The organism is Streptomyces sp. NPDC008137, assembly GCF_042957035.1.
GTDB lineage: Bacteria > Actinomycetota > Actinomycetes > Streptomycetales > Streptomycetaceae > Streptomyces.
Genome location: NZ_JBIBHN010000006.1, coordinates 249,594 through 268,765, shown reverse-complemented (window position 1 = coordinate 268,765; position 19,172 = coordinate 249,594). Strand labels below are relative to the sequence as shown.

20 protein-coding genes and 1 pseudogene are annotated in these 19,172 nt (G+C 69.4%); 16 read left to right on the top strand and 5 right to left on the bottom strand.

Annotation, left to right across the window (positions count from 1 at the left end; translation table 11 throughout):
* Positions 1–242: 242 nt before the first annotated feature.
* The 3 genes from ACFZBT_RS12905 to ACFZBT_RS12895 all read left to right on the top strand — a co-directional run bounded on the left by ACFZBT_RS12905 (position 243) and on the right by ACFZBT_RS12895 (position 3,057).
* Positions 243–827 (top strand): TetR family transcriptional regulator, encoded by a 585-nt coding sequence (locus ACFZBT_RS12905; RefSeq protein ID WP_391102039.1) that lies wholly within the window; start codon positions 243–245, stop codon positions 825–827.
* Positions 828–924: 97 nt separating this feature from the next.
* Positions 925–2,271, top strand: coding sequence for an MFS transporter (locus ACFZBT_RS12900; RefSeq protein ID WP_391102036.1), 1,347 nt, complete (start codon positions 925–927; stop codon positions 2,269–2,271).
* A 27-nt stretch (positions 2,272–2,298) separates the two neighbouring features.
* The gene (locus ACFZBT_RS12895; protein ID WP_391102034.1) at positions 2,299–3,057 is read left to right on the top strand and encodes an SDR family oxidoreductase; all 759 of its coding nucleotides are present in this window, start codon (positions 2,299–2,301) and stop codon (positions 3,055–3,057) included.
* 298 nt (positions 3,058–3,355) lie between these two features.
* On the opposite strand, the gene ACFZBT_RS12890 is transcribed toward ACFZBT_RS12895, so the two are convergent.
* Both ACFZBT_RS12890 and ACFZBT_RS12885 read right to left on the bottom strand, forming a co-directional pair.
* Positions 3,356–3,823, bottom strand: a complete 468-nt coding sequence (locus tag ACFZBT_RS12890) for a DUF5990 family protein (protein WP_391102031.1) — start codon at positions 3,821–3,823, stop codon at positions 3,356–3,358.
* A 46-nt stretch (positions 3,824–3,869) separates the two neighbouring features.
* The gene (locus tag ACFZBT_RS12885) at positions 3,870–4,046 is read right to left on the bottom strand and encodes a hypothetical protein (RefSeq protein WP_391102029.1); all 177 of its coding nucleotides are present in this window, start codon (positions 4,044–4,046) and stop codon (positions 3,870–3,872) included.
* A gap of 121 nt (positions 4,047–4,167) precedes the next feature.
* On the opposite strand from ACFZBT_RS12885, the gene ACFZBT_RS12880 reads away from it, so the two are divergent.
* The 11 genes and pseudogenes from ACFZBT_RS12880 to ACFZBT_RS12830 all read left to right on the top strand — a co-directional run bounded on the left by ACFZBT_RS12880 (position 4,168) and on the right by ACFZBT_RS12830 (position 13,074).
* Positions 4,168–4,593, top strand: coding sequence for a hypothetical protein (locus ACFZBT_RS12880; RefSeq protein WP_391102331.1), 426 nt, complete (start codon positions 4,168–4,170; stop codon positions 4,591–4,593).
* Positions 4,590–6,242, top strand: coding sequence for a caspase family protein (locus tag ACFZBT_RS12875; RefSeq protein WP_391102027.1), 1,653 nt, complete (start codon positions 4,590–4,592; stop codon positions 6,240–6,242). The genes ACFZBT_RS12880 and ACFZBT_RS12875 overlap by 4 nt, the downstream gene beginning before the upstream one ends.
* A 248-nt stretch (positions 6,243–6,490) precedes the next feature.
* Positions 6,491–6,722, top strand: a pseudogene (locus tag ACFZBT_RS12870) (hypothetical protein); the annotation flags it as partial.
* A gap of 758 nt (positions 6,723–7,480) precedes the next feature.
* Positions 7,481–7,933: a type II toxin-antitoxin system RelE/ParE family toxin gene (locus ACFZBT_RS12865; protein WP_391102024.1), complete on the top strand. Its 453-nt coding sequence runs from the start codon at positions 7,481–7,483 to the stop codon at positions 7,931–7,933.
* A gap of 9 nt (positions 7,934–7,942) precedes the next feature.
* Positions 7,943–8,293, top strand: a complete 351-nt coding sequence (locus ACFZBT_RS12860; protein WP_391102022.1) for a helix-turn-helix domain-containing protein — start codon at positions 7,943–7,945, stop codon at positions 8,291–8,293.
* A 640-nt stretch (positions 8,294–8,933) separates the two neighbouring features.
* On the top strand, positions 8,934–9,215 hold the full coding sequence (locus ACFZBT_RS12855; protein ID WP_360346029.1) for a hypothetical protein: 282 nt from the start codon (positions 8,934–8,936) through the stop codon (positions 9,213–9,215).
* On the top strand, positions 9,212–9,610 hold the full coding sequence (locus ACFZBT_RS12850; RefSeq protein WP_391102020.1) for a PIN domain-containing protein: 399 nt from the start codon (positions 9,212–9,214) through the stop codon (positions 9,608–9,610). The genes ACFZBT_RS12855 and ACFZBT_RS12850 overlap by 4 nt, the downstream gene beginning before the upstream one ends.
* Positions 9,611–9,903: 293 nt before the next feature.
* Positions 9,904–10,209, top strand: coding sequence for a hypothetical protein (locus ACFZBT_RS12845; protein WP_391102018.1), 306 nt, complete (start codon positions 9,904–9,906; stop codon positions 10,207–10,209).
* A 102-nt stretch (positions 10,210–10,311) separates the two neighbouring features.
* A complete protein-coding gene (locus tag ACFZBT_RS12840; RefSeq protein WP_391102016.1) occupies positions 10,312–10,494 on the top strand; it encodes a hypothetical protein in 183 nt (60 codons plus the stop codon).
* A gap of 151 nt (positions 10,495–10,645) precedes the next feature.
* Positions 10,646–12,451 (top strand): ABC transporter transmembrane domain-containing protein, encoded by a 1,806-nt coding sequence (locus ACFZBT_RS12835; protein ID WP_391102014.1) that lies wholly within the window; start codon positions 10,646–10,648, stop codon positions 12,449–12,451.
* Positions 12,452–12,816: 365 nt separating this feature from the next.
* The gene (locus ACFZBT_RS12830; protein WP_391102011.1) at positions 12,817–13,074 is read left to right on the top strand and encodes a hypothetical protein; all 258 of its coding nucleotides are present in this window, start codon (positions 12,817–12,819) and stop codon (positions 13,072–13,074) included.
* Between the two features lie 406 nt (positions 13,075–13,480).
* Here ACFZBT_RS12830 and ACFZBT_RS12825 read toward each other — a convergent pair whose 3' ends face one another.
* A complete protein-coding gene (locus tag ACFZBT_RS12825; RefSeq protein WP_391102008.1) occupies positions 13,481–14,764 on the bottom strand; it encodes a DUF418 domain-containing protein in 1,284 nt (427 codons plus the stop codon).
* A gap of 141 nt (positions 14,765–14,905) precedes the next feature.
* A complete protein-coding gene (locus ACFZBT_RS12820; protein ID WP_391102005.1) occupies positions 14,906–15,433 on the bottom strand; it encodes a hypothetical protein in 528 nt (175 codons plus the stop codon).
* Between the two features lie 326 nt (positions 15,434–15,759).
* On the opposite strand from ACFZBT_RS12820, the gene ACFZBT_RS12815 reads away from it, so the two are divergent.
* Complete coding sequence (locus tag ACFZBT_RS12815; protein WP_391102003.1) at positions 15,760–16,440, top strand: response regulator; 681 nt, start codon at positions 15,760–15,762, stop codon at positions 16,438–16,440.
* Positions 16,437–17,573: a histidine kinase gene (locus ACFZBT_RS12810; RefSeq protein WP_391102000.1), complete on the top strand. Its 1,137-nt coding sequence runs from the start codon at positions 16,437–16,439 to the stop codon at positions 17,571–17,573. Before ACFZBT_RS12815 ends, ACFZBT_RS12810 begins: the two co-directional genes overlap by 4 nt.
* A gap of 306 nt (positions 17,574–17,879) precedes the next feature.
* Here the strand turns inward: ACFZBT_RS12810 and ACFZBT_RS12805 are convergent, their stop codons facing one another.
* The gene (locus ACFZBT_RS12805; RefSeq protein WP_391101997.1) at positions 17,880–19,127 is read right to left on the bottom strand and encodes an MFS transporter; all 1,248 of its coding nucleotides are present in this window, start codon (positions 19,125–19,127) and stop codon (positions 17,880–17,882) included.
* Positions 19,128–19,172: the final 45 nt, after the last annotated feature.

The window sequence follows — 19,172 nt, the reverse complement described above, 5'->3', positions numbered from 1 at the left end:
CTGGAGCAGCCACGCTATGGATACCCGGTCAGCGCAACTTCGGTCCGGTCGCGGGGCCCGGCGGCGTAGGTTGCCACCACGGAGGGAGACATGGTCACCGTGGAGAACGTACGGCGCCTGGCGATCGCGTTGCCGCGCACCGAGGGGCACCGGATTCCGGGGCCGGGTGAAGTTCCGCATCGGGCAGATCGTCTGCCGTGATTATTTGACCGATCGTTCTTGATAGGTCTAGGGTCTCCGGTGTGGCCAGGACCAAGGAATTCGATCCGGACGGCGCGCTGCAGTCGGCTCTTGAGCTGTTCTGGCGGCGTGGCTACGAAGCGACGTCGATGGCGGATCTCGTCGAGCACCTCGGCATCGGCCGCGCCAGCATCTACGCGACCTTCGGCAGCAAGCACGAGCTGTACCTGAAGGCTCTTGACCGGTATTCCGAGGCGCGCGACCCGTTTCTCCTCGCCGAGCTGTCCCAGCCGGGCCCCGCGCTGCCTTCGGTGCGGGCGGTGGTGCGCCGCTTCGCCGGGGAGGCCGCGTCCTCGGAGGGCCGGCTGAACGGCTGCTTCATCACCAACACCGCGGCCGAACTGGCGCCGCACGACCCCGCGGCGGCCCGCCGGGTCGAGATCAGCTGGGAGCACGTCGAGACCCTGCTGCACTCCGCCCTGGTGCGGGCCCAGGCTCAGGGGGAACTGCCCGAGGGCCGGGATCCGCGCGCGCTGGCCCGCATGCTGCTCGTCCTGTTGCAGGGCGTGCGGATCGTCGGCAAGGCGTCGAACGATCCCGCCCGGGTGCGGGACGCGGCCGAACAGGCGCTGGCCCTGCTGGGCTGAATCTGGACTGCATCACGTCCACCGGAGCCCCCGGAGTCACCGGGCTCCTTCCGCATGCCCGAATACTAGATCGATCGGTCAAATATTAGGGGGAGGTATGGCCGTAACGGGCCCCGCTCGCGTCGCCGCCACGCAGCATCGATACGCCTTCGTTCTCCTCGGCGGTCTCCAGATCACGCTGATCTTCACGCTGTCCGCGCTCGCCGTGCCGCTGCCCCTCATCGGACGCGAACTCGACCTGGTGCGCGCCGACTTGATCCTGCTCAGTGCCGCCTACGGATTGACCTTCGCCGGACTGCTGCTCTTCGGCGGACGCCTCGCCGACCGCTACGGCGGCCGGCGCGCCCTCACCGCGGGCCTTGTCCTCTTCGCCTCCGCCTCGGCCGCCGCCCCGCTCGCCACAGGCATCGGGGCGTTGCTCGCGGCGCGCCTCGCACAGGGCGCGGGAGCGGCTCTGGTCGCACCGGCCGCCATGGCCGTACTGCGCGCCTCCTTCCCGTCCCCTGCCGCGTATGGCAGGGCGATGGCCACCTGGGGCGGTCTGTCGGTGCTCGGGGCGACTGCGGGCAATCTGGTCTCCGGCGTCATCTCGGCGCTGTTTTCCTGGCGTTGGACTTTCGCCGTACCGCTCGTGGCGGCAGTCGCGGCTCTCGCCCTCACGCCCCGGCTGCTGCCGGACACCGCGCCGAGCCGGGACCGGACTCTGGACCTGCCGGGTGCTCTGCTCGCCACCGGCGGGATCACCCTGGCCAGCTACGGGCTCGTCGTCACCGACGCCCGCCCCTGGTCGTCGGCCGGCGTGCTCGTGCCGCTGCTCGGCGGGACCGCGCTGCTCACCGCTTTCTGGTACGCCGAGCGCCGCGCCCGCGACCCGCTGCTGCCGCCCCGCTTCCTGCTGGACCGGCGGCGGGCCCTCGCCCTCACGGCCACCGCACTGAGCGCCTGCGGGACCGCGATGACCTTTGTCGTCCTCTCGCTCCACTTCCAGCAGGCGCGCGACTGGACGCCGCTGCAGACCTCGGCCGCCTTCGCACCGTTCGCCGTCACGCTCATCGCCTCCGGCCGGGCGGCAGGACCGCTCATCGGCCGGTACGGGGCCCCGACCGTCACGGCCGCCGGGCTGTGTACCGGCGCGGTCGGGCTCGCCTTCCTCGCGTTCACCGGGCTCGATCCGCACACCTCGTACGCGTTAGGACTGCTGCCCGGCCTCGTGCTGCTGCCGGCCGGTGCCGCGGCCTCGTTCGCGGCAACCGCCGTGCTCGCGACGCAAGGCGTACCGGAGCGACAGACCGGGCTTGCGGGCGGCGTGCTGAACACCGCGATGGAAACCGGCCCGACCGTTCTCTTCGCCGTCCTGCTGACGCTCGGCAGCGACGCCTGGTCCCTGGCCATGACGGGGGCCGCCCTGGCCGTCGTCGCCCTCCTGTGCCACCGCGCCAAGTAGCCCACCACTCGAAGGAGTCACCGTTCAATGAACCGCTTCACCGGCAAGACCGTCCTCGTGACCGGAGCAGGCTCCGGCCTCGGCCGTGCGATCGCGCTCGCCTTCGCCGCCGAGGGCGCATCCGTGGTCGCCGCGGGCCGCACCGCGGCTTCCCTGGAGGAGACCGTCCGCCTCGTCCAGGCGGCCGGCGGCACGGCCGCCGCCGTCACCGCCGATGTGACCGACTCCGGCCGGCTCCAGAACCTCGTACGCGAGAGCGTCACCCGATTCGGCGGACTGGACATCGCGGTGAACAACGCCGGGATACTCCGAGGCACCGTACCCGTCGGCGACGTGAGCGAGGAGGACTGGGACGCGGTGCTGCGGACCAATGTCACCGGCGTCTGGCTGGCGATGAAACACCAGATCGCGCACATGAAGGAGAACGGCGGGGGCACCATCGTGAACATCTCCTCCAACCTGGGCGCACACCTGCGGATCCCGAACGCCGCCGCGTACATCACCTCGAAGGCAGCGGTCTCCGCGCTGACCCGTGCCGCCGCCCTCGACCACATCCACCAGGGCATCCGTATCAACGCGGTCAGCCCGGGCGCCTCCGCAGCCCCCATGTCGCTGCGGCCCGGGGAGACCGAGGCCGATCGCGCCGAGCGGGTGAAGACGGAGAACCCGCTGGGCCGGGTCGCGGAGGCCGAAGAAGTCGCGGCCGCGGTGCTCTACCTCGCCTCGCCCGCGGCCGGTGCGGTGGTGGGCACCGACCTGGTCGTCGACAGCGGATCATCGGCCTGACGGGTTCTCAGGGCGACATCGCCACCAGGACAGCCACACTGCGATGGTCACCAGCGCCGACAGGGGCATCAACAGGGGCATCAACTTGGCGCCGCACGTGAACTGGCCCGTCGTGGTGTGTGGAAAGAGAAGCCGAGGCCCGGCTGAAGGGTGGAACTCCGGAGGATGGCGGGAACAGCAGATCGACCTGCCGGACTCACGGCGCACGACCCGCTTTCCGTGCGGGCCTGGCATCGCGCGCGGTCCGGGCTCGGTCGCGCCTGCACCCTGCGGGGCCAAGGGCGGCGGGCAACCTCTCCTAGTCGGCGCGTTCGGCGGTCCAGATGATGTGCGGAGGCTCGACTCGCGCGCACAAGGGCCCGCCCTGCGCGTCGGTCAGACCGAGGCGTCCGACCAGCAGCCCGTCGCGTGCGGCGGCGGCGAGCACGTCGGCGGGTATGACGTCGAGCAGGAGCTTGGCGCGGCGGAACATCGTGAAGGTGCCCGACTCGTCGACCGTGCCCCACGACAGGTAGATGAACCGTCGGCCCAGACGGTCCTGCACGTAGGGGCCTTTGACCTCGGTGCCGGTCGGCGAAGCGCTCGTGGTGCACTCCAGGGTCCATGTCGCGGACGTTGCGTCGCCGGGCTGTGGCTCGAGGACTTCGGCCGGACGGTCGCGGCGTTGCACGGCGACGTGGATGTTGCCGTACGGCGGGACCGTGCCGTCGACGGAGGCTGGGCGGGCCAGGCCGGGCAGGTCGACGGCGTCGATGCGGATGCGCATGACGTCCATCATCCCGCCATCGTCCGTGCAGCACGGTCGCCGATGGTCAAGCGGGGGAAGCATCGATCCAGGCGGCCAGGGCATCCAAGAAGCGGTCCAAGGTGGCGTTCTCCCACTGCTCGCCCCGCTCCACAAAGTCGTCCCGGAGCTGGGCGATGAAGGCCACCAGCTCTTCCCTGCTCGTGACTTCGTCCTCGGGGCGGCCGGGCGGTAACTGAAGCATGGCGCCACCCCAGCCATCACCTGATGATCTTCGCCGAAGGTGCTGCAGAGGGCAGGATCCGGGCTCCCGTCGATCGGCGTTTCGGCTCCCAGGAGGCGCAACCTTCCCTATCGTGGGCGAGATGGAAGGGTTGGGGGAAGGCATGCGCATCCGGATCGAGACGACTGCCGACGAAGGGCAGGAGGCCCTGTCCGACCTGCACAAGTGGCTGAGGCTGGATGCCGATGTACGACGGCAGGCCACGATGGAAATGGTGTCGTGCGGCAAGCCCGGCGGCACCATGGGGACGGTCGAGGTCATCGACATGTTCCTCAGCCAAGGGTTCTCGGCGCTGAACCTGGCGATGTCTTATGCGGCCTGGCGCGCCGCGCGTCCGGCCGCGCCACCGATCACCATCACCGTCACGGCCACAGGCCAGCCCCTCACAGTGGACGACGCGTCCCAGGAGACGATCCGGCGCATCGTGGAGGCACTCCGGGCCGCGTCCGCGACCGACCAAGCAGAGCGACAGGCGGAGGCCGGTGACGAAGAGGGCACCAGCCCGTGACGCGACTGCCCGACCCGGCGAAAGCCCGTGCCGTGATCGTGGGGGTGGACAGGTATGACACGCTGCCTGACCTGCCGTCGGTGGGGAACAATGTCGACCGTCTGGCGAAGGTTCTGGGCGACCCCGAGCTGTGGGGGCTACGGCGTCCCGATCAGTGCACTGTTCTGCTGAACCCGCCTTCCCCGGACGCGGTCCTGGACGCCGTGCACGATGCCGCAGCCGAGGCGGAAGACGCCCTGGTGGTCTATTTCGCGGGGCATGGACTGGTCTCCCCGAACGGTGAGCTCTATCTGGCCCTGTCGAATGCACACGCTCAGCGCCTCTACCGTGCCGTGGCCTATGAAGACCTGCGCCTGCAGTTGGTCGACACCTGTACGGCCACGAGCAAGGTGGTGATATTGGACTGCTGCTACAGCGGCCGGGCGCTCGTCGGACACATGGGCACAGCGCTCGACGTAGCCAACCACGCCATGGTCGAGGGCACTTACCTGATGACCGCCTCGGCTGAGACGAAACTTGCCTGGGCACCCGAAGGCGAGACGTATACCGCCTTCACCGGCGAGCTCCTGAAAGCCCTGGAGTTCGGAATCCCTGGCGCTTCGGATCCGCTGGAGATGGAAACGGTGTTCTGGCACGTACGCCAGGAATTGGAGGCGAAGTCCCGACCGGTTCCGCAGCAGCGCGCACGCAATGCCGGTCACGCCATCGCCCTGGTACGCAACCGTGCGGTGGCCGCACTGTCAGTACCACCGGCCGTGCCTACATCCTCGGCGGCCTCGCACGTTCCGCTCCGAGAACGCCTCGCTGCGGCTTCCTCACCAGGTGGCGCCATGGACGGAGGCCTCGGGGCGGCGAAGACCGACGGAAAGCCACGCCCTCGGCAGGTCGCTTCCGGACCGCTCGTCATCGACCTGCTGCACGGAAAATCGCGAGGCCGAACTGCGGGGGAAGACGCGGGCTCGGCGCAATCGACGGCGGGCGAAGACTCCACGCCGAGGCGTTGGAAGCCGACACCCGGGACATGGAAGCGTTGGGGCTGGCTGACCGCGCTGGCTCCGCTGGCCGTCGCCCCTTTCGGAATCAGGTATTTCGAGAATGACGCCCAAAAGGGCGGCACCAATCCGTCGCACGGACGCTCGACCCATTCAACTGCGACGCCCGCACCGACACCGGTGACGACGCCGGCCGCGTCATCGGCCAGCGGCTACGTGCGTGCCCAGGGGCCGAACTTCAGCACCGAAGTGCCGACGAGTTGGCAGTCACACGGCAAGAACGTCTCTGGGCAGTACCGATACACGCACGGCTCGTACACGCTCACCGTCGTCCCCGGCCGCGACGCTGCTGCGGCCACGACCATGAGTCCTGTCGCCTACCAGCGCGACGACGAACCGGAGTTGCAGATCTATCGGGATGCGACCTGGGCCACGTCAAGCGGGATCCGCACGATCAAGGTCGGTGAACAGACTTCTGCTGTAGGGGAGTTCACGTGGTCCACGCAGGAAGGGAAGTCCGTGTACGCGAAGAATACGGTGGTGCTCGTCGAGGGGCGCTACCACGTACTGCTAACGACGGGGCCCGAAGAGGAGCGTGCGACGGTCGCCCGCGTGCACGATCACGCGGTCGCCGCGTACAAGTCGAAGACGGGCTGAGATCGCACGCGGTCTCGGGCGAACGCGGTCGGCTCATCTCAGGCCGACCGACGGGCAGGTCCCGGATTCCGTGGCCCGCCTCGATCTCGTCCGCCCCTTGAGGAAAGCCAGGCCGTCCCGTCACACCGTACCGAAACGTGGTTCGACCGCTGCGGTAACAGCCCTGATGAACGAATTGGCACGGCCTTCCGGAACGAGGCAAGGCGGAGCGGAGCGCTACCGCAGGTTCATCGCCCGTGTGCGCCGAGTTTCGCGTTGCGACGTCGCTTCGGATCGAGGTGCACAACCCGGGCTTCCCTGCGAACGTTCAGATGCGGCAGCCAGAGACCAAACGACGCCCACGGTCGCGGCCTGCTGCTCGTCGACTCGATCGCCGAGTCGTGGGACTCCGGGCCAAGCCGCTTCGGCGGGACGATGGTCTTCTTCGACGTGGCCGACGTGTGGCCGTCCGGCGCGGGCTTCAGGCCGATCTCGTTCTGACGACCGGGGTGGGAGTGAAGGGCCCTGTCAGTAACTGGAGTCCTGCTCCGTACCTGGTCCCGATGGGCTGCTCTTCTCGCGCCGGACAGTAAAGGGCCCAGGTCTCTGACCTGGGCCTTCTTCGTGGAGCGGGTCAAGAATCGAACTCGCGCTCTCAGCTTGGGAAGCGACGGCGCTTGGGTAGCCGGATGGCTTCTCACCTGCGCGTTTGTGCTTCAGGCCTGCGTCCGAGAGTTCGGGATCGCACCGCTGTTGACCGTGGTTCTCCGCTCTGAAGGGCACGCTATGGGCACGACGCGGCGGGGTGGACGAGTGGTGGCTCTACACAGCCTCCTCCGTGCTCGGGGCTCGTTGACACGTAGTCTCACTGCGGGGGGGCGACTGCACATGAATGCTGCTTTCCTGCCCTGGTTTGCAAGATCACAAAATGCCGCCTTTACCCTGCAGACTTTGATCTCCATGACGGGCAGCCTGGTCTCCCAAGCGGTGGGCGCAGTGCGAGACCGCGACTCAAGATCGAGAGATTTACCTCTCCGGGTGCAGACCTCAGCCCTCGGGGTGAGGATCCTGCCGCCCGAGGTGAGGAGGCAGTCCGATGGAGTGGATCATCGCGGGGAGTGGCGCCGTCGTGGGACTGCTAGTCATCCGTGTGCTGCTCTACCAGGTGCGAGCCCTCCTGATGGACGTCGGTGCCGTCGTTCGCGCATGGCGTGAGCTTCTGAGTGTGGTGAGGAATTCAGGACCTCCCACCAGGAGTGGTGGTTCATGAGGGCCCTGTCAGTGAGTCCGGCGCCGACACGATCAGCTTGCTGCTGTTTAAGGAAAACCTTAAACTCAGGAGGCCGGTGTCGAGCTGGGCGATCAAGGTCACCGATGAGTACGCGGAGTGGTTCCGGCAGCTGATCAAGGAGGATCTCGGTTCTGCCTCCCAGGTTGCCCAGGCCGTTGCCGCACTGCGTGACGCTGGTCCCACTCTGGGCCGTCCTCTTGTGGACCGGCTGAAAGGATCGGAACTGCACCACCTCAAGGAACTGAGGCCGGGGTCGGGTGGCCAGTCCGAGATCCGGATCATCTTCGCTTTCGATCCGACTCGTTCGGCCCTGCTGCTCCTCGGTGGTGACAAGGCGGGAAACTGGGATCGTTGGTACCGCGACAACATTCCTCTGGCTGAACAGCTCTACCGCGATTACACCGGCGACACGGAGGACTGAGGAGTGAGCATGCCCAAGAAGATCCCGCAGGACTGGGAGGCCCTGGAGCAGGAGCTGTACTCGGCCGGTGTGGATCCCGCCGAGGTGGAAGCCGGTTCACGTCGACTGCTGGCGGAAGCCCGGGGGCATCAACTCGCCGAGGCGCGCAAACAGTATGGGTTGGCCCAGAGGGATGTGGCTGCCCATATGGGTGTAAGCATCGCTCGGGTATCCCAGATCGAGCACGGCGAGGTCGCCACTCTCGACGTCATCGCACGTTACGTCGAGGCGCTCGGTGGCAGGTTGGACCTGGTTGCCGACTTCGGTGATCACACGCTGCGGATGCCGGCAAGTGGTGATCAGGGTAGCGCGGCAGCGTAGTTGGCCTGAAAGTTTTCCGTGCGTTGATGCGACGCACCGTCCGGCGCGTTCCTCGGGGAACGCCAGGCTGAGGGCTCTACCTGTTCGTCCCTGTATCACTTGACGCGAAACCGCAGGTCAGATGCGTGCGCTGGCGTGAGAATCGGTGACTGGCCAGTCTCAATCAAGCATCCGTGCCCTCCGCGTGCCCAATCTTCGAGTGCACGAGGGCACGAAAGGCACCGAACAGTCAGCGGCAAACAACGAACCCCAGGTCGCTGACCTGGGGTTTCATCATGGAGCGGGTGACGAGAATCGAACTCGCGCTCTCAGCTTGGGAAGCGACGGCGCTTTCGCGGGCTCCATGGCTCTGACCAGCGCAGATAGCTGTGCCTTGGGGTGGTCGCGTGGGCCGGTTTGCACCGCTGTTGGCCGTGGTTTTCCGCCCTTATGGGCACGCGGAGGGCACGGAATCTCAGAAGGGGCAGGTCGGCGCCACCGGGGACAACCCCGCACGGGCAGCCCCGTGCGGAGATCAGCTGACTGAAGCGGCGTTGCGGCTGCACAGCACCCGCAGCCTCCGGTGCTGGCCTTCTCCGTCATCCGTTTGAATCCCGCGCACCGCCACCCGCTATGCCATATTCAATGGCATACTCGAAGCGTGACTGATGACGACGTGGACTTCCTGCCCGGCGACGGCCCCACCAGCGGTATCTCCGTCACTCTGACTGCCGGAACTCTGCAGGCGATCCGTGAGCGGGTCGGCAAGCGGGGCGTCTCGGCCTACCTGGAGAAGGCGGCTCAGCGGCAGATCGAGCGGGACAACCTGGACGAGCTGATCGCCGACTTCGACAAGGTGCACGGCCCGGCCGACCCCGAGGCCGTGGCGGCCAAGCGTGCCCGGCTGACCGGTGGCGCTTCACATGCTGGGGCGGCCGCGTGAGCGGTGCCTTGGTCCTGGACAGCGAGGGCCTGGCGAAGGCCGTACAGCGTGATCGGGAAATCCACGAGTGGCTGACGGCGGCTCGCGACGCGGACCTGCCCGTGGTCACCTCTGCCGCCGTACTGGTCGAAGTGATCCACCCCAAGATCAACGACGCTGCGCTGAAGTGGACCCTGTCCCGCCTGAGTGTCGAGCCGGTGACCCAGTCCGTCGCGCAATCCGCTGCCGCTTTGCTGCGCGCAGCGGGGCTGCACGGCCACAAGTACGCCATCGACGCCATGCTGTGCGCGACCGCCCTGCAGCATCCCGGCCGGGTGACGATCCTGACTTCCGATGTAGAAGACATCGGGCTGCTCACTGCCGAGCATTCACGTGTGAGCACGGAGAAGGTCTGAGCCATCAGGCCGCCCTGGACGCGACGCGCGCCTTGGCTGCGGCGCCGGCACCATTCGGCGCGAGCGTCGCGGAGAGCGCTGAGGGTCCAGATGCGGATCACGCGCCGAACCTCGATCCGCTCGCGCCATGCCGGGGCCCGGCGGCTCGGTGTCCACGGCGCCCAGTTGCTTGCGACTACAGTCGCGGTTCTAGGATCTCCGGCACACCGGGCACACACTGTCCACGCGCTCGGCTGCCACGCTCAAGGACACGATCGTCCCCCCCCGCTCACCGCGAGCGCATCCTTCCGATCATGCTCGCCTTCCTCGGCTCCACGTTCACCTGGCGAGAGCGGCTCATGGTCGGCACGCTCGAACCACGCGGCACCACCTCCATCGTGTTCGGCCTGCTCGCGTTCAACGCTCTGCCGGACGGGCGGTACGCCGACACCGCCCGGTACGCCATGACTCTGACGGTGCTCGGCAGCGTGCTGCTCCACGGCGGCGGCTCGGCGGTCATCGCCCGGTCCCTGACCGGCCCGCGCCCGTCGGCTGCCGGCGGCCCCGGCTCCAAGGGGGCCGACGAGCCGGACTCACGGGGCGTCGCCCTGCAGGGTTGATGTGCCCCTCCTACCCCGGGCCGATCTTTCCAGCCACTCGGCGGGGGAGGACCCGACAGTCGCCGGATGTGCGGCGAGCGGCCGGGTGTCCAGGCTGAAGGCATGACACAGCACGTTCGTGACAAGGAGCCCGAGACCGCTGTCGAGCCTGGCAGAGGCCGGTTGTTGGAACCTCTCTGCCTGACGCTGATGGCGGGCGCCGGTGTCCTGCTCGTCGTCCGTCCTGAGTTCTACGAAGCAGGGGTGCACCTCTTCGCCTCGCGGGCGGCCTCACTGGTCCACTGAGCCGACGATCGCAGATCTCTTTGGCAGGCGTTGCTGCACGGGCGGCCTCTCTCCGGCCGTCGTACGCCTGATCTCCGCGCCCCAAGGCCCTCCGGCCGATGCCCGCAACCGCTGACGCGGTGCGCGGCCGACCACGTAGGAAAGGAATCCTGTGAACACCGCATCCGCCCCAGAGGCGACGGGTGCCGAGTCCTTGCGCGCCCGCGAGACGCTCAAGGCGCTGTACGGGTACGTCCGTCCGCACCGGTGGGCCGTCGCGCTCGGTCTGCTGTTGGCGCTGGTAGGGGCCGCCGGAGGGCTGCTGCAGCCGCTGGCCACGAAGACGCTGGTCGACCGGCTCTCGTCCGGTGGCACGATCGGCACCATTCTGCTGGCCATGACCGTTCTGGTCCTGCTGAGCATGGTGGCCGAGGCGTTCGGTGCCTATGTGCTGGAACGGACGGCGGAGTCGGTGGTGCTCGCCGCCCGCCGCAGCCTCATCGGACGGTTGCTGCGGCTGCGCCTCACGGAGGTGGACCGGATGCAGCCGGGCGATCTGATGTCCCGGGTGACCTCCGACACCACGCTGTTGCGGGCCGTCAGCACCCAGGCGGTGGTCTCCGCGGCGACGGGGGCGGTGACGCTGGTCGCGGCGGTCGTGGTGATGGCGTTCCTCGATGAAGTCCTGCTGGGCGTCACGCTCGGAGTCGTCGCGGTCGTCGGGGTGGCCGCCGCGCTGGTGATGCCGAAGATCGGGCAGGCCGCCGAGCGTGCGCAGGCGGCTGTCGGGGAGATGTCCACGGGCCTGGAGCGGGTATTCGGCGCGTTCCGCACGGTGAAGGCGTCCGGCGCCGAAGAGCGGGAGGCCGCTCGCGTCGAGGCGGCGGCACGCAGGGCGTGGCGCCACGGCGTGCGCAGCGCGAAGTGGGAGGCCGTGCTGGGTTCGGCGGACGACCTCGCCGTCGAGCTGGCGTTCCTCGCGGTACTCGCCGTCGGCGGGGCGCGGGTGGCGTCCGGTGACATGCCCGTGTCCACGCTCATCGCGTTCCTGCTGTACCTCTTCTACCTGATGGAGCCGGTGTACAAGCTGGTCGAGGCAGCGTCCCACTACCAGGAGGGCGCGGCCGCGATCGCCCGGATCGCGCAGGTGGACCGCCTGGCGACAGAGAAGCAGGACCGGCACCGGTCGGCGCGGCCCGCGGCGACCAAGACGGTGCGGCCACGTCCGGCGTCGGTTCGCTTCGAGGAGGTGTCCTTCCGCTACGGGACCGGGTTGCCGGACATCCACCAGCGGGTGGACTTCGAGGTGCCGGGCGGCGGGATGACGGCGTTCGTCGGCCCCTCGGGCGCGGGCAAGTCGACGGTCTTCGCGCTCGTCGAGCGGTTCTACGAAGCGACCGGCGGCCGTGTCCTGGTCGACGGCGAGGACGTGACGAAGTGGCCGCTGTCCGAGCTGCGGTCCGTCATCGGATACGTCGAGCAGGACGCGCCGGTGCTGGCCGGCACGCTGCGGGAGAATCTGGTCTTCGCCGCGCCCGGCGCGACCGACGACGAGATACGCGAGGTCCTCACCCGGACCAGGCTCGACGCCCTCGTCGAGCGTCTCCCGCACGGCCTGGACACCCCGGTCGGGCACCGCGGCACGAAACTGTCCGGCGGCGAGCGCCAGCGCATCGCGATCGCCCGCGCGCTGCTGCGCGGGCCCCGGCTGCTGCTCCTGGACGAGGCGACCTCGCAGCTCGACGCCGTCAACGAGCTGGCACTGCGGGACGTCATCGCCGAGACCGCACGTGAGACCACCGTGCTGGTGGTGGCCCATCGCCTGTCGACCGTCACGGACGCCGACCGCATCGTCGTCATGGACGCGGGCAAGGTCCGCGCGGTCGGCACCCACGAGGAGCTGGTGGCCGAGGATGAGCTGTACGCGCAGCTCGCGGCGACGCAGCTCCTGACCTCGGCGGGACGCCCCCGCGGGTGAGACGGGCCTGACCTGTGGGCTCGCCGGTGCCGTCGGCCGTCATCCACCGGCTGCCCCCGTCGCGCAGCCGGCAGCCGGCCGGCTGCGGCGGTTCGCTGCCCGCCCAGTCCGTCCCTCACCCGGGAGTTCCCATGCCCGTGCTCATGGCCCGTGGCGAGCAGGCCCGCTGAGCAGGCCGGACGGCCGCCCGCTCGACATGATGCGCACGGCATCGGCCGGCAGCCCACTCCGCGCCCCGGTACGCCCTTCCCACGGCGCTGATCATGGCGGCGGTGACCGCGCAGCCGACGCGTGGATCACGACGGTCATCGGCGAACCGGCGACCTGCACCACCTTCGCGGCCCTCCTCCAGGCCATCGAGCGCCGTGCCTGAGCACGCGCGCACGATCCCCGCACCACTCGGCGACGCCGACACCCGGCACACCGGCCAACGGTTCGCAGCGCACGAGGATTTCGGGGAGTACGCACGCCTGCGCCGCGACGCCCTGCTGCGCATCCGGGCGACCTGGCCGGGCATCAACCTGATGACCGAGTGGTGGCGCGCACGCAGAGCGGAGGCCAAGGAGCATCCTCCGCCGAGCACTGGAGATCCTCCGTCAGGAACCGATGCCCTCGCGGCCTGATACCCACAGGGCAGCCCCCGGCCGCGCACGGACGGGAGTCGGCGGGTGTCCCGGCTGCCGATTCACGTTCGCTGGGGCGTTCGCTTGTGGAGCTCCCCTGGACGGCTGGTCATCCACCGCACCGCGTCCGAGGCCGGGCGCCTTTTGAACTTTGAGCTCTCAGCCACACCTGCGGCCGCCGTGTCCTGACCCGCACCGGTCCTTGCCCCCGGGCCGCACCGACACCAGGCCCACGCATGTCCCGCAGTTGTCCAGACCGCGTCCATGGACGACCGGTTGGCGCCGGGCGGAGCTGAGACCAGTGGGCCAGGGACCACAGCCGAGGCCCGCAAGGGTGATCCCCTTGCGGGCCTCGGACGGCTGACCAGGCCGGGATGGGCAGGAAGCGGGCCACCCCGACCTGACCTCACCGGATGTACTTGGCGGGCTTGGTGGCTGCGTTGAGCAGGTACTCCAGGGGGCCGCGGCGGAAGAACCGGGACCAGATCGCGGCGAACACGATCGCCCCCAGGATGTATGTGAGCACGGGTACCCAGGACTTCGTGGTGCCGGCGCCGGAAGCGGGCCACGCGGACTGCGCGAGGAAGTGGCCGACGTAGGTGGTCAGGGACATGGTGCCCACTGCGATGACCGGTTTCGCCAGGCGGCGCAGTCGCGGCAGGCGGTCGATGGCCACCGTCGCGCCCACGATCACGAGGATCGCGACACCCAGGCAGCCGATGGTGTCGAGGGTGGTGCCGGTGTGCGACACGGCACCCAGCAGGTCCGAGGCCGACTGCACGGGCCCGCCGGACCCGCTGCCCATGGACCCTGCCCCGGAACCGCTGCCCATGGACCCTGCCCCGGAACCGCTGCCCATGGACCCCGCTCCGGAGCCGCTGGACGGCCCTCCGCCTCCCCCGAAGCTCAACACCGCGCTCGTGCCACCCAACAGCGTGGCCAGGCCGTAGGCGCCCACGGTGAGGCTTGCACCGAGCGCCGCCAGGCGACGCTGGACGGTGGCGGCGGTCAGGTCGAGGCGGGCCAGCGCCATGCCGGCGATCACGAACGCCATCCACGTGATCGTCGGGTAGAGGCCCGTGAGCAGCAGATCGAGTACTCCGACGGTGCTGAGCTTCTCGAGCGGGTCGTAGGCGTTGATGCTCTGCTGGACGGAGTCGCTCAGCCACATCTTCAAAACGAACGCGAGCTGCGGCATGACGAGCGCGATCCCCGCCGCGATGATCGCCAGCGTCTTGGCGCTCAGTCGCACCACGAGCAGCGCGAGGAGGAAGTAGACGCCGTAGTAGGCGAGGATGATGATGTCCCCGTACTCCATCGCCAGCACGGTGCCCAGCGCCAGCAGGATCACGGCGCGGATCGCGATCCGGGCCTTCGCCTGCCGGCCCGCCAGGCCGGTTTTCGGCTCAAGGCGGCCGGCGATCAGCATCAGCGAGAACCCGGCGAGGGTGGCGAACAGGGCCGACGAGCGCCCCTCCGCCAGGGAGTACACCCAGCTGCCGAGGTTGTTCCCGGCTGACGGCATCGGGGCGATGTGCACGATGTACATGCCGAACACCGCCAGCGCGCGGGCGAGATCCAACCCGATCAGGCGTCCCATCGAGGGGCCGGGCGAGGCCCGCACGGCGGACTCGGGCGAGGTTCGGGGCCGAGGCGGCGAGCTCTCCTGCGGCGGCTGTATCTGTGTCATACACAGAATCCTTCGGTGCCGTCAGGAGGCGGACCATCCGGCAGGCTTCGGTGACCACCCCGCCGACCGGCCGGGACCACCCCGCCGACCGGCGGAACAGCGCCGCCCCGGTCGGCCGACGGGCCCGGACGGCCAACCGCCCTACTTTATGAGGGCGTTGGCCACCACGACCATGAGCCCGAGCAGCGAGTCCACGGTGCCGATCTTCACAGCGGAGCCCCACGTGCGACCGGCAGCGCGGGCCGCGAGCAGGCCCCAGGCGAACAGCAGCACCACGTTCACGGCGAAGGCCACGTACTCGATGCCCGCCGAGGGCCACCACCCCCAGCCCGCGCCGAGCAGCAGGACCACCGTCGGCACCGTCGCCACCACCAACGGCCACTCGGACAGCAACAGCCGCACCGCGCCGCGCACACCGTGATGGGTCCGATCGCCGCGCAGGGCGATCAGATGTGCGTAACCGTGCGCCAAGGCCGATGCGGCGGCCGTGATCAGGAGCCACTGGGCGCTGCTGAACCGGTCGGCGGGCGCCGTCTCACCCTGCTCCGTCAGGGCGGCCACCATGGAGCTGGCCAGTACCGCCCCGTACACGCCCCCGAACAGCACATGGGGCTGCGCCGCACAGCGGCGCAGAGCACGGACAGGCTGACGAAGGTACAACTCCGGCATGGCTGGGTGATCCTCGAACGGTTCGGAAATCGATTACGGCCGGCAGACCCGGTCGGGCCCACGGACCGATCCCACCGGACGAGAACCGCCGACACCATCCGCCGGATCTCGCCCCTCCGCCCGCCGACGGGCCGGAGCGCTCCCCCCGAACGGCTGGAACCAGCCTGCCGGGTGGCGGGAGTCTCCAGCGGCCGCACCGTCGCGCACCTGGCCGGACGTACTGTCGACAGCGAGCGATCACCGTACGGGAACGTGGACGCCCCGATGGGGGGTGTACTGGTAGCCGAGAAGCTGGACAGAGCAGACGAGTGTGAGGCGGAACGCCGGTGATCCGGGTAGTGGTGGTGGACGACGAGGCGCTGGTGCGGTCCGGGTTCGAGCTGATCCTGAACGCCTCCGACGGCATCCAGGTCGTGGCGACGGCGGAAGGAGCGCAGGCCGCCGACGCGATCCGGCGCGAGCATCCGGACGTCGTGCTCCTCGACATCCGCATGCCGGACGTGGACGGCCTGACCGTCCTGAGGGAGATCCAGACGCTACCCGAGCCGCCGACGGTGGCCATGCTGACCACCTTCGACACCGACGAGTACATCCTGACCGCGCTGCGCTCGGGAGCCGCGGGCTTCCTGCTCAAGGACACCGAACCCGAACAGCTCGCCCAACTCGTACGCACCCTGGCCGCGGGCGGGGTGGTGATGTCCCCGAAAGCCTCGCGGGCCCTGCTACGCGGCCATCCGGGGGCGGACACGCCTCAGGACGTGGACGTGGCGCGCGTGAACCTGCTCACCGACCGCGAACGTGACGTCCTCGTCCTGATCGCGGAAGGACGGTCCAACGCCGACATCGGCACCCGCATCCACCTGAGCGCGGGCACCGTCAAGGACCACGTCAGCTCGATCCTGACCAAGCTCCGGGTCGCCGGCCGCGTCCAGGCGGCTCTCCTCGCGGAGCGGGCCGGACTGCTCGGCGTCGACGGCCCCGACACGGCCCGGGGCAACGCGGGATGAGTGCGGGTCGGGCACTGTGGCGGCGGGTGCCGTCTTGGGTCGTCGACGCGGGCCTCGTCGTGCTCGCCGCGCTCGACGCCTGGATCAACCTCGACGACGAGGCGACACCCCTCATGTGGGCCTGCGCCGCCCTCGGCAGCGCCGGACTGCTCCTGCGCACGCGCTTTCCGCTCGCCGTCTTCCTGCTGACACTGCCCATGCTGCTGTTCATGGACGTGGGAGTCGCGCCGATCGCCGCGCTGTACACACTGGCCGCGCGCACCCGCAACCGCCCGCTGCTGGTCGGCAGCGCCCTGCTGAACGCGGCGGCGACCACCCTCGCCTGGCCCCTGTCCGACACGTTTTCCGGCGACCCGTTTTCCGGCGACCGGACCTGGACGCTCATCGAATTCGTCTACACGCTGGCCATGGCCTTCGCTCCGATCCTGTGCGGCCAGCTCGTGCAGGCCAGACGCGACCTGGCCCGCCAACTCGTCGAGGTCCAAGTGGCCCGCGAACACGAACGCGCCCTGCACGCCCAGTCCGTCCTCGCCCGCGAACGCGCCCAACTGGCCCGCGAGATGCACGACGTCGTCTCCCACCAGGTCAGCCTCATCGCCGTACAGGCCGGAGCCCTGCAGGTCGCCGCCAAGGACCCCGATGCCCGCGACGCCGCCCGCACCATCCGCACCCTGAGCGTGAACACCCTCGACGAACTCCGCCACATGGTCACCCTGCTGCGCGCCTCCGGCGGCAAGGAAACCGAACTCACCCCCCAGCCCACCCTCGCCGACCTCCAGCAACTGATCGCCAACAGCGGCATCGAGACCACGCTGACCGGCGAGCTCCCGCCCGGCATCAGCACAACCGCCCAACGCACCGTCTACCGCACGGTCCAAGAAGCCCTCACGAACGTCCGCAAGCACGCCCCGGGCGCCCGCGCAGAGGTGCGCCTGTGGCATGACGCGCGGCACTTCGGCCTCACCGTCACCAACACCGCCCCCACCCGCCCGTCCGTCGCCCTGCCCAGCGCCCGGCACGGCCTGATCGGCCTGAGAGAACGCGCCGAACTGCTCAACGGCACCCTCACCGCCGAACCCACCCCACAGGGCGGATACGAGATCGAACTACGGGCCTCCACCCGGCCCGCCTGAGCACAACCCGCCCGACGCGGATCGGCGTGCCAGGACACGACAAACCACAGGCGCTGACCTGGGAAAACGTCCTGGACGCGGTCGCGTCGGGTAGGGCGGCGTTCACCGTGGGGGCGCTGCCTGGCGGGCTCGTTCGCGCCGAAGTCATGGACAGGGTTCGGCGTTGTCCGTTGTCCACTTCTGAACGCCTGATGGGCCCCACCTTGATGATGGCCCCGACATGCTCGTTGTCAGGCTGCGGTGACAGCGTCCTGAGCTGACCTGCGCACAGCGATGATCCGCGCAGTCACTCTGGTTTGGCCGTGATCACCACTGTCTCTTCTGCGCCGCGACGCTTGCCGTGCCTTCGGCCGTGACGAAGGGCTCCTGGCCGGGCTGCCGTGCGCCGACGCATGCGAGGGCGAGCGTGGCGGTCACGGCCAGGACGACAACGGCGGCTCCCGAGAGCAGGAAGGCGTTCTCGACTCCGGCGAGGGTGATGGCGGTCGAGGCCACGAAGGGGGAGATCGCCAGAGCGCCTGCCACCCCGGCCTCCCACAGGCCGAGCGCCTTCGCCAGATGATGGCTCGGTATGCGCTGCTGCACCAGTGCGATCAAGGGAATGTCCGTGAGGGCCGAGGCCAGCCCCGTGGCGGTCAGGAGAACGGCCGCCACAGCAGGGGAGGTGACCGTTCCCAGCGGAGCCCGGAAGATCCCGAGCAGGGCCCACGCCAGCACCGCGGCCAGTGCGAGTCTGCGGATGCGCACGCCGGCCAGGAGCAGGGCGCCTACCACTTCGGCGACCCCGGCGACGCCGAGCAACAGGCCGTACTGGCCGCCCTGTCCCACGACCGCGACCAGCCCGACGGTCAGGAAACCGTTGGTCAGGGCGAGGGCGAGCACAAAGGTCACGATGACGACGAGTACATCGGGAGCGGCCCGCACTGCCCTCAGCCCGGCGCTGAGATCGGACCACAGCCCGGTCTGCCCGCTGGTCGCGGCGGGGCGGGTCACGCGGATGGCTGCCACGGCGACCGCCGAGCCCAGGAAGGTCAGCCCGTTCACCACCAGCACCGACTGCAGCGAGCCGAAGGCCAGCAGCGGCGCCAGCATGAGCGGGCCGACGAAGAAGGCGGCCCGGAAGGCGACTTGCAGCAGTCCGTTGGCCTGCTGGAGGCGGTCGTCCGGCACGATCTGGGGAACGATGGCGTTGCGGGCCGGGGCGAACGGGGCGCCGATCAGCGCCAGCAACGCCGTGGTCGCCACGAGCAGGGGCAGGTTCAGCAGGTCGAGGGAGAGCAAGACCGAAGCCACGGCCACCACGGCGACCCGGGCCAGGTCGGTGGCGATCATCAGCTTCCGACGGTCGCGGCGGTCGGCGTACGAGGCGACGACGAAGGTGGCCACGAACGCGGGCGCGAACGCGGAGACGCTGACCACGGCGACGGCCGTGGGGTCCTTCGTCAGTGACCAGGCCAGCCAGGCGGTCGCGGCGGTGTACAGGCCGTCGCCGAAGCGTGAGATGCCCTGGCCGGCGAAGAGAAGCAGGAAGTTGCGGTCCCTCAGCAGTGACATGCGGCCACTGTCGGGTCCCGTCGAGGGTCTGATCCACTTATTAGG